12 protein-coding genes are annotated in these 7256 nt (G+C 43.9%); 4 read left to right on the top strand and 8 right to left on the bottom strand.

The window, feature by feature from the left end; translation table 11 throughout:
- The first annotated feature begins 106 nt into the window (after positions 1-106).
- Positions 107-256, top strand: coding sequence for a hypothetical protein (locus EV211_RS10785; RefSeq protein ID WP_166635445.1), 150 nt, complete (start codon positions 107-109; stop codon positions 254-256).
- A gap of 482 nt (positions 257-738) precedes the next feature.
- Here EV211_RS10785 and EV211_RS10245 read toward each other — a convergent pair whose 3' ends face one another.
- From EV211_RS10245 to EV211_RS10225, 5 genes are read right to left on the bottom strand one after another with little or no spacing between them, the layout of a single operon-like run.
- A complete protein-coding gene (locus tag EV211_RS10245) occupies positions 739-927 on the bottom strand; it encodes a ferredoxin (protein WP_133529337.1) in 189 nt (62 codons plus the stop codon).
- 21 nt (positions 928-948) lie between these two features.
- The gene (gene hcp / locus EV211_RS10240; protein WP_133529336.1) at positions 949-2580 is read right to left on the bottom strand and encodes a hydroxylamine reductase; all 1632 of its coding nucleotides are present in this window, start codon (positions 2578-2580) and stop codon (positions 949-951) included.
- A 21-nt stretch (positions 2581-2601) separates the two neighbouring features.
- Entirely contained in the window at positions 2602-2766 is a 165-nt protein-coding gene (gene rd, locus EV211_RS10235) for a rubredoxin (protein WP_133529335.1), read from the bottom strand.
- Between the two features lie 20 nt (positions 2767-2786).
- Positions 2787-3101, bottom strand: a complete 315-nt coding sequence (locus tag EV211_RS10230) for a cupin domain-containing protein (protein ID WP_133529334.1) — start codon at positions 3099-3101, stop codon at positions 2787-2789.
- A gap of 15 nt (positions 3102-3116) precedes the next feature.
- Positions 3117-3818, bottom strand: coding sequence for an ATP-binding protein (locus EV211_RS10225; protein ID WP_133529333.1), 702 nt, complete (start codon positions 3816-3818; stop codon positions 3117-3119).
- A 95-nt stretch (positions 3819-3913) separates the two neighbouring features.
- Here EV211_RS10225 and EV211_RS10220 point away from each other — a divergent pair, with 95 nt between their 5' ends.
- Together EV211_RS10220 and EV211_RS11185 are read left to right on the top strand one after the other, a co-directional pair.
- Positions 3914-4429, top strand: a complete 516-nt coding sequence (locus EV211_RS10220) for a Crp/Fnr family transcriptional regulator (protein WP_330564683.1) — start codon at positions 3914-3916, stop codon at positions 4427-4429.
- Between the two features lie 15 nt (positions 4430-4444).
- The gene (locus EV211_RS11185; RefSeq protein WP_408608632.1) at positions 4445-4573 is read left to right on the top strand and encodes a helix-turn-helix domain-containing protein; all 129 of its coding nucleotides are present in this window, start codon (positions 4445-4447) and stop codon (positions 4571-4573) included.
- Here the strand turns inward: EV211_RS11185 and EV211_RS10215 are convergent, their stop codons facing one another.
- Genes EV211_RS10215 through EV211_RS10205 form a run of 3 tightly spaced genes read right to left on the bottom strand, consistent with a single transcriptional unit; the run spans position 4574 to position 6416 of the window.
- Positions 4574-5209: a 4Fe-4S binding protein gene (locus tag EV211_RS10215; RefSeq protein WP_133529332.1), complete on the bottom strand. Its 636-nt coding sequence runs from the start codon at positions 5207-5209 to the stop codon at positions 4574-4576. It lies immediately after the preceding gene.
- Entirely contained in the window at positions 5206-5919 is a 714-nt protein-coding gene (locus EV211_RS10210) for a permease (protein WP_243108612.1), read from the bottom strand. The genes EV211_RS10215 and EV211_RS10210 overlap by 4 nt, the downstream gene beginning before the upstream one ends.
- A gap of 14 nt (positions 5920-5933) precedes the next feature.
- Positions 5934-6416, bottom strand: coding sequence for a permease (locus tag EV211_RS10205; RefSeq protein WP_133529331.1), 483 nt, complete (start codon positions 6414-6416; stop codon positions 5934-5936).
- Positions 6417-6503: 87 nt separating this feature from the next.
- On the opposite strand from EV211_RS10205, the gene EV211_RS10200 reads away from it, so the two are divergent.
- Positions 6504-7187: a Crp/Fnr family transcriptional regulator gene (locus EV211_RS10200; RefSeq protein ID WP_133529330.1), complete on the top strand. Its 684-nt coding sequence runs from the start codon at positions 6504-6506 to the stop codon at positions 7185-7187.
- The last annotated feature ends 69 nt before the right edge of the window (positions 7188-7256 follow it).

Below are 7256 nucleotides of genomic sequence, written 5' to 3'. Positions count from 1 at the left end.
ACTTCGTCCATAGCCAACTTCCTGTGTGCGTTCCATCTACACCCTGAGATTGGCTATATTACTAAAGTTCTTGTACTCAGCCTTCTGCGTCTGCAGTCTAATACTCTTGGCTAAAAACATATCCTTGTCCACGGAAGCATCAGCTGACAAGACAACTATAACCGAAGCTGCCAAGCTTATGTCCGGAGAAAATGACAAAAAAGGTACAACAGTAGGTACAACACTAGACCACAAGGTACAACATTTTGGAAATTAATGGAAGTAAAAAAATGAAGAATCAAAAAACCTCCAATCTATTGCAATCAGCGATTTTACGTTGGCGGAGAAGGTGGGATTTACACAGATTGCAAGCAATCTGCCGCCCTGCGCAGCCTCCTTCAGGCTGCTTGGACCGCTCCCTACTCGGTAGCCCACCGGGCTGCCGAGCTTCACGGTCGCGCCCTTTCAGGTTCGAATCCCGTCAACCTTACTAACGTAAAATCGGAGCCCTAAAGGACTCCGATTTTACGTTGGAGAAGGGCACGAGTTTGATACAAAATGCACCCCCCCAGAACGTTTCCCGTTTGTTCCGTTTGCTTTGTGCACACCCTCGACTTTTTCCGTTTGTTCCATGTGAGAGTGTACACAAATAAAAATGAAAGCTAACAATAACTATAATAATCGCTTCGGAAATAAACCTTAATAAAAAAATCAGCACCCTTCAAAAAGGCTAACTTTCTGAAGGGTGCTAACTTATGCTTATCCTATCATAATAACAGAGACGGGACAGCTATCACGTGCTTCCGCTGCTGCATCTTCCACAGATTCAGGAACAGGGTCCGCGCAAACCTCCGCGCGCCCGTCATCAGCCATCTGGAATACCTCTGGACAGGTTGATGCACATAGCCCACAGGAAATACAGCCTTCTCTGTCAATCGTCGCTTTCATATTCTGATATTCCTTTCTTTATCAGGCATTCATGAACAGTTTGATATCATCGTCAACTGTTCCGACACCCGCAATACCGAATTTTTCAACCAACACCTTGGCCACATTGGGAGACAGGAAGCCTGGCAGCGTGGGCCCAAGGTGGATATTCTTCACACCCAGATACAGCAGAGCCAAGAGAACGATGACGGCCTTCTGTTCGTACCAGGCGATATTAAAGGCAATCGGCAGCTTGTTAATATCGTCGAGTCCAAACACCTCTTTGAGTTTCAGGGCAATGACCGCCAGAGAATAGGAGTCGTTGCATTGTCCGGCGTCCAGAACCCGTGGAATCCCACCGATATCGCCCAGCTTGAGCTTATTATAGCGGTATTTTGCGCAGCCTGCTGTGAGAATCACCGTATCCTTCGGAAGTTTTTCGGCAAACTCGGTGTAGTATTCCCTGGACTTCATACGTCCATCGCAGCCGGCCATCACAAAAAACTTCTTGATTGCACCGGATTTAACGGCATCTACGACCTTGTCCGCCAGAGCCATGACTTGATTATGAGCAAAGCCACCGACAATGGAGCCGGTTTCAATCTCATCGGGTGCGGGAAGGATTTTGGCAAGTGCGATGATTTCTGAAAAATCCTTTTTGCCGTTTTCGTCGGCTTTAATATGCTTGCAGCCGGGATAACCGGTAGAACCCGTGGTAAAGATTCTGTCGCGAACCTCTTCGCTTCTGGGCGGGACGATACAGTTGGTGGTAAACAGAATGGGACCGTGGAAGGATATAAATTCGTCCAGCTGCTTCCACCAAGCGTTGCCGTAATTGCCCGCAAAATTATTATATTTTTTGAAAGCCGGATAATAGTGGGCAGGCAGCATCTCGCTGTGGGTATAAACATCCACGCCGGTGCCTTTGGTCTGCTCCAAAAGCTGTTCCAGATCAGTCAGGTCGTGGCCGGAAATCAGAATCGCCGGATTTTTTCTGACGCCGATATTGACTTCGGTGATTTCAGGATTGCCAAACCTTGATGTGTTGGCTTCATCCAGAAGAGCCATAACTTTCACGCCGTATTCACCTGTCTTCAGCGTTAGCGCCACCAAATCATCGGCGGAGAGGGAATCGTCCAGCGTTGCCGCCAGTGCCTCATATATGAAGGTGTTGATAGACAAATCTTCTTTCCCGATGTTTTTCGCGTGCTCGGCGTAGGCTGCCATGCCTTTTAGTCCGTATATGATCATCTCACGGAGAGAACGCACATCTTCGTTTGCGGTTGCCAGCACTCCGACAGAAGCGGCCTTTTCCAGCATAGACGCTCTGGAGCTTACCGTGAAAGTGGCCGCGTCGTGTGAACCCGCAGAATAATTAGAATTTCTCAGCTTATCTCTGATGGCAATCATTTTCATGATCTGCTTCTCAATCGAGCCGTCGTCGAAATTCGCGTTGGTAATTGTCATAAACAGGCTGCTGAGCACCTCATAATTTGTCTCGCCGAGGCTTTTAACATCGACTTTCCCTTTGACTACAATCTGCGAGATACCTTTAAGGGTGTAAATCAGAAGATCCTGAAGCATTGCTACTTCTTCGGTTTTTCCGCAGACGCCGCGCACCGCGCAGCCCTTTCCTCCGGCTGTTTCTTGACATTGATAACAAAACATACTCATTTTTGCTTCCTCCTTTAAAATTTAGTCTTCAACAGGTTCAAAATCGTCCTTACCGACAAAACAAATCGGACACTGCCAATCATCGGGTAAATCTTCAAAAGATGTGTCGGGTGCGATGCCGCTGTCGGGATCACCAAGCGCGGGATCATAGATATACCCGCAGGGAATACATCTGTACTTTTTCATCCGAGTTCCTCCTTCTTTTTTCAGCCTTTTGGAGCGGGTGCCTTTACGACAATTAGCTCCAGCGTTTCGTCATACACATTTCTGACATTCATTTTAGTCTGAAATGGAATTTTCAGCAGAGTTCCGGCCTTGTACTCATGGATTTCCTGATCATCAAGGCCAATGGAAAGTCTTCCGCGAATGACGGTCATATACACATTTGAATTTGATAAGTGCTCCGGCAGTCCCTCACCTTTGTTAAACACCATGTGAAGGTAATGAAGGTTTTCGTCAAATACGATTTTTTCTATCGATTTTTCATTGGTGGTAGACAGCTTATACTCTTTTTCTATCATTATGCTTACCTCCTGTCAATCAAGAATTGTTCCATCGGTTGAAATCGTCACTACCTGCCAGGGAATCATTTTGCCGCTATTTTGAAGCGCCCTTTTTACCGCGTTTTCGATTCCGCCGCAGCAGGGCACCTCCATTCTGACGACTGTAACACTCTTAATGTTGTTGTTTTTAATGATCTCCGTGAGCTTGTCGCTGTAATCCTCTTCATCAAGCTTGGGGCAGCCGATCAGTGTCACTTTGTTTCGGATAAACCTGTTGTGAAAATTTCCGTAAGCATAGGCCGTACAATCTGCGGCGACCAGCAAATTGGCGTTAGCGAAATACGGAGCGTTAATCGGTACAAGTTTGATCTGGACGGGCCACTGTGACAACTGGCTTTCATTTTCGTTGATATTGGGAACAACCTCATATTTACTTTCATGATGGATGGTTTTAGACTGCGTGCCCGGACATCCGCAGGCCAGCGTTTCTTCCTGCATGCTCAGCTTGCTTTTCTTCACCGCTGCTTCGTCATATTCCTTTGCTTCGCGTTCCTCAAAGCTGATAGCTCCTGTCGGGCAGGCCGGCAGACAGTCTCCGAGACCATCGCAGTAATCGTCGCGGAGTAGCGTTGCCTTTCCGTTTACCATTCCGATAGCTCCTTCATGGCAAGCTTTTGCGCACAAACCGCAGCCGTTACATTTTTCTTCATCAATTTTGATGATTTTTCTAATCATATTGTATCACCTCTTTGGGATGTGTTGACTTGTTGTATTAAGTATATTATACTGTGTTAAAAAAGTATGTTGGAAATCCAACAAAAGGGAGCTTTATGAAAAAATATTTAGATGTATTGAAAACAGTGGATTTATTTAAAGATATAGATGAATGTGATTTACAGCCTCTCTTGTCTTGCTTATCTGCAAAAGAGTCACATTATGAAAAAAGTCAAACTGTGTTTTCCACCGGTGAAAGAATCGAGCGATTCGGTATCGTTTTGTCGGGACAGGTTCAGATCGTTCAAGACGACTATTATGGAAACAGAAGCATACTTGCAAAAATTGACATTGGAAATCTCTTTGCCGAATCCTTTGCCTGCTCGGAAACAAAAACGCTTCCAGTCAGTGTAATTACAACGACCGAAAGCGATCTGCTTTTTATCGACTGTCACAGGCTTGCCGTCCCGTGCACCAAGGCGTGTGGCTTTCGCAGTAGGCTCATTCAAAATATGCTTAGTATCGTATCGACGAAAAACATATTGCTGACTCAGAAAATTGAATTCATCTCAAAACGAACCACTCGCGAAAAGCTTTTGGCCTATCTTTCGGCTGAGGCTAAAAAAGCTTAGGGCAATTGTTTTTATATCCCGTTCAATCGTCAAGAACTCGCAGATTATCTTTCTGTCGAACGCAGCGCTATGTCGGCTGAGCTTTCAAAACTCAGGGACGACGGCGTTCTGAAGTTTCACAAAAATCAGTTCGAGCTTCTGTAATTACCCTTTTTTAACGCCTGTATACCGGATTGCTTCCTTGGGACAGGTTTGCCGGCAATTCGTGCACTGATGGCACAAAGAAACGTTAACGATGGCTTTCTTATCGGGCTCGCTTACCGCAATCGCGCCGGAAGGACATACCCTTTCACATAATCTGCAGCCGACGCAGGCGCTTATATCGACTTTTTCGGACATGCGCGCAAATCTGCTGAATGTTCTTTGCAGCGCTCCGAATGGGCAGATGAGATTATGAAATACTTCCGGTTTATATCTGAGTGTTACAAGTACCGACACTACCAGCCAGAACGGCAGAATCGGTAAGTCAATGTGCAGCAGTCTTTTTGATAGAAGCATAACTGCCACACTGATAACCAAGGTTATCCATGTGAAATAGCCATTTTTAAGCCACTTGGGCGCAACCGCTGTTTGAATCTTTAGCTTTTTGGATAGCCATTCGATGGGAATCATCAAGGTATTCATAGGGCAAGCATAGCCGCAGTAAACTCTACCGAAAATCAGAGCGATAATTAGACTAACTCCGAACAACGCAAGCCAAAGTACTACTTTCCCATTTGCCATGAGAAAAATAAAAAGAGCGAGAAACAGTAAGCGAATGATGTTGGTTATGTATTTCACGATACCATTTCCTCCTTGTTCAGAATAATTGCTTTAGATGGACACTTTTCAACAGATTCCTTGAGAGCCAGTATCGCTTCCTTCCCTTCGGGCGTTTTCGTGACTACGGCTTTGTTTTGGTTCATTTCATAGAACTCCGGGAGGAGCTTAACGCAGAGACCACAACCGATGCAATAATCTTCTTTAATCTCCAATGTTGCCGCCTTTTTGGAATCAACAGGTAAATCCTTCTTTTTTACAATCATGCCGGTGATATAAGCCATTATGAATATTGCGATAACCGTAAGTACCCATCTGATAATCATGAAATTTACACCAAGGAACTTCGCCTCGTTGGCAAGCATGGGAACTTTGATGACTGCCCATGAGCTTAATATGATAACGATATTGGATATGCTTGCACCTTTCCCCAATAAAGTCTTGCTGATAGGAAATGCGGCGTAAATGGGACCGGCCGAGATACTCCCCAGTAATAGAGCAAGCAGGTTGCCTTTAAAGCCTGATTTTTCTCCAAACCCTCGCATGATCACTTCTTTCGGAACCAGCGCTTCAATCACAACGGTAAGCAAGAATATAACTGGCAGTACCTGAAGCATTTCAACCAGATAATAAACACTGTTACCAACCGATTTCAATGCCTTGTCGGGTGATATAACTAATACCACAAGGTATACGAGTGCAACAAAAATTAGTAATTTGTTCTTTTTCATTATTGACATAGCCTTCACAGAATCACCCCCATTGTTAGTGCGATCACAATCGCAAATCCAAAGCTAAGCGCGTTTCTGGTAAGCGCAAATTTTGTCCCAAACTCTTTCTTTTCGAACGGGAAAGTTACAATTCCAACCATTGTGAGAGTTGTAAGGAATGCGACTGCCGGAACGATGCTTGCGCCAACATCAACCAAAGACCCAACCAACGGAAACGCGACAAAAGCCGGTATAAGGGTAATGCTCCCGATAATCGCTGAAACTACTGTTGACACAAATGTGTTTGCCGAACCTAAAACTGATTTTATTGTTTCAGGCGGGATGAATGTCAGAACAAGTCCGATTAAAAATATGATAGCTATAATTTCACCTAACATATTTCCCATCATGCCCTTTGATTTTTTCATTGCAGCGAATGTTTTTCTCTTGTCCTTAATGAGTGAAATAACGGTAAAAACAATCGCAATTATCCAAAACGCAATTGTAAATATATCCATACTTGACCTCCTTCTATTGATATATCCTTATTATAATGATATACTAAGCAAAAAGGTGTTACCAATGTAACACTTCGGGAGTGCATTATGAAAAAATATTTAGAATTAATGCGACAGTTTGACCTTATCAAATCAATAAAGCCTGAAGAAATTGAGTCATACTTGTCTGAAGGAAGCTGTAATATAACTGAGTATGGAAAAAACAATATTGTTCATTTTGTTGGGGAATTCTGCTCAAAGCTTGAAATCATTCTCTCTGGAAAAGTGGTTATTGAGCGTATTGACGAGTCTGGCAATCTAATGACAATAGCGGATTTTTATGGCGGCGATGTCCTTGGCGGCAATCTAATGTTTTCTAAAAATCCATATTATCCGATGACCGTCACGGCCAAAGATGCTACATTTATTCTGGAAATAAATAAGGATCGGCTGTTCCAATTGTTTTCGGATAATCACGAGTTTTTAAGGAGCTACCTTGAGTATGTATCCGACCACACGGTAATCCTCGGTGACAGGATCAAGCACTATGTGAACAGAACAATTCGAGAAAGTATCATAAGCTACCTGGATTATGAACGCAAAAAGCAAAACTCAAATATAATCAAGCTTAACATGACAAAAAAGGCGTTAGCTGAAAGAATCGGAGTTCAAAGAACCTCTTTGTCCAGAGAACTTGCCAAAATGAGAGAGGACGGGTTGATAGAGTATACCCCTGTCTCTATTTCACTATTGCACAAATTCTTCAAAGATTGTGTCCGTATAATGGTGTAAAAGAGAGAATTGGAGAGATCAAAAAAATATAGAGCCAAATGCTCCACTTTCAAGTATAATTGAAATTGA

It is taken from the genome of Aminicella lysinilytica (assembly GCF_004362975.1).
Lineage (GTDB): Bacteria > Bacillota > Clostridia > Peptostreptococcales > Anaerovoracaceae > Aminicella > Aminicella lysinilytica.
This window is presented reverse-complemented; position numbering and strand designations above follow the sequence as displayed.

What these genes read in the sequence shown, in the direction of transcription:
- EV211_RS10245 (WP_133529337.1), bottom strand. Translation starts at nt 927, where the DNA reads ATGAAAGCGACGATTGACAGAGAAGGCTGTATTTCCTGTGGGCTATGT.
- hcp (WP_133529336.1), bottom strand. Translation starts at nt 2,580, where the DNA reads ATGAGTATGTTTTGTTATCAATGTCAAGAAACAGCCGGAGGAAAGGGC.
- rd (WP_133529335.1), bottom strand. Translation starts at nt 2,766, where the DNA reads ATGAAAAAGTACAGATGTATTCCCTGCGGGTATATCTATGATCCCGCG.
- EV211_RS10230 (WP_133529334.1), bottom strand. Translation starts at nt 3,101, where the DNA reads ATGATAGAAAAAGAGTATAAGCTGTCTACCACCAATGAAAAATCGATA.
- EV211_RS10225 (WP_133529333.1), bottom strand. Translation starts at nt 3,818, where the DNA reads ATGATTAGAAAAATCATCAAAATTGATGAAGAAAAATGTAACGGCTGC.
- EV211_RS10220 (WP_330564683.1), top strand. Translation starts at nt 3,914, where the DNA reads ATGAAAAAATATTTAGATGTATTGAAAACAGTGGATTTATTTAAAGAT.
- EV211_RS10210 (WP_243108612.1), bottom strand. Translation starts at nt 5,919, where the DNA reads ATGAAAAAGAACAAATTACTAATTTTTGTTGCACTCGTATACCTTGTG.
- EV211_RS10205 (WP_133529331.1), bottom strand. Translation starts at nt 6,416, where the DNA reads ATGGATATATTTACAATTGCGTTTTGGATAATTGCGATTGTTTTTACC.
- EV211_RS10200 (WP_133529330.1), top strand. Translation starts at nt 6,504, where the DNA reads ATGAAAAAATATTTAGAATTAATGCGACAGTTTGACCTTATCAAATCA.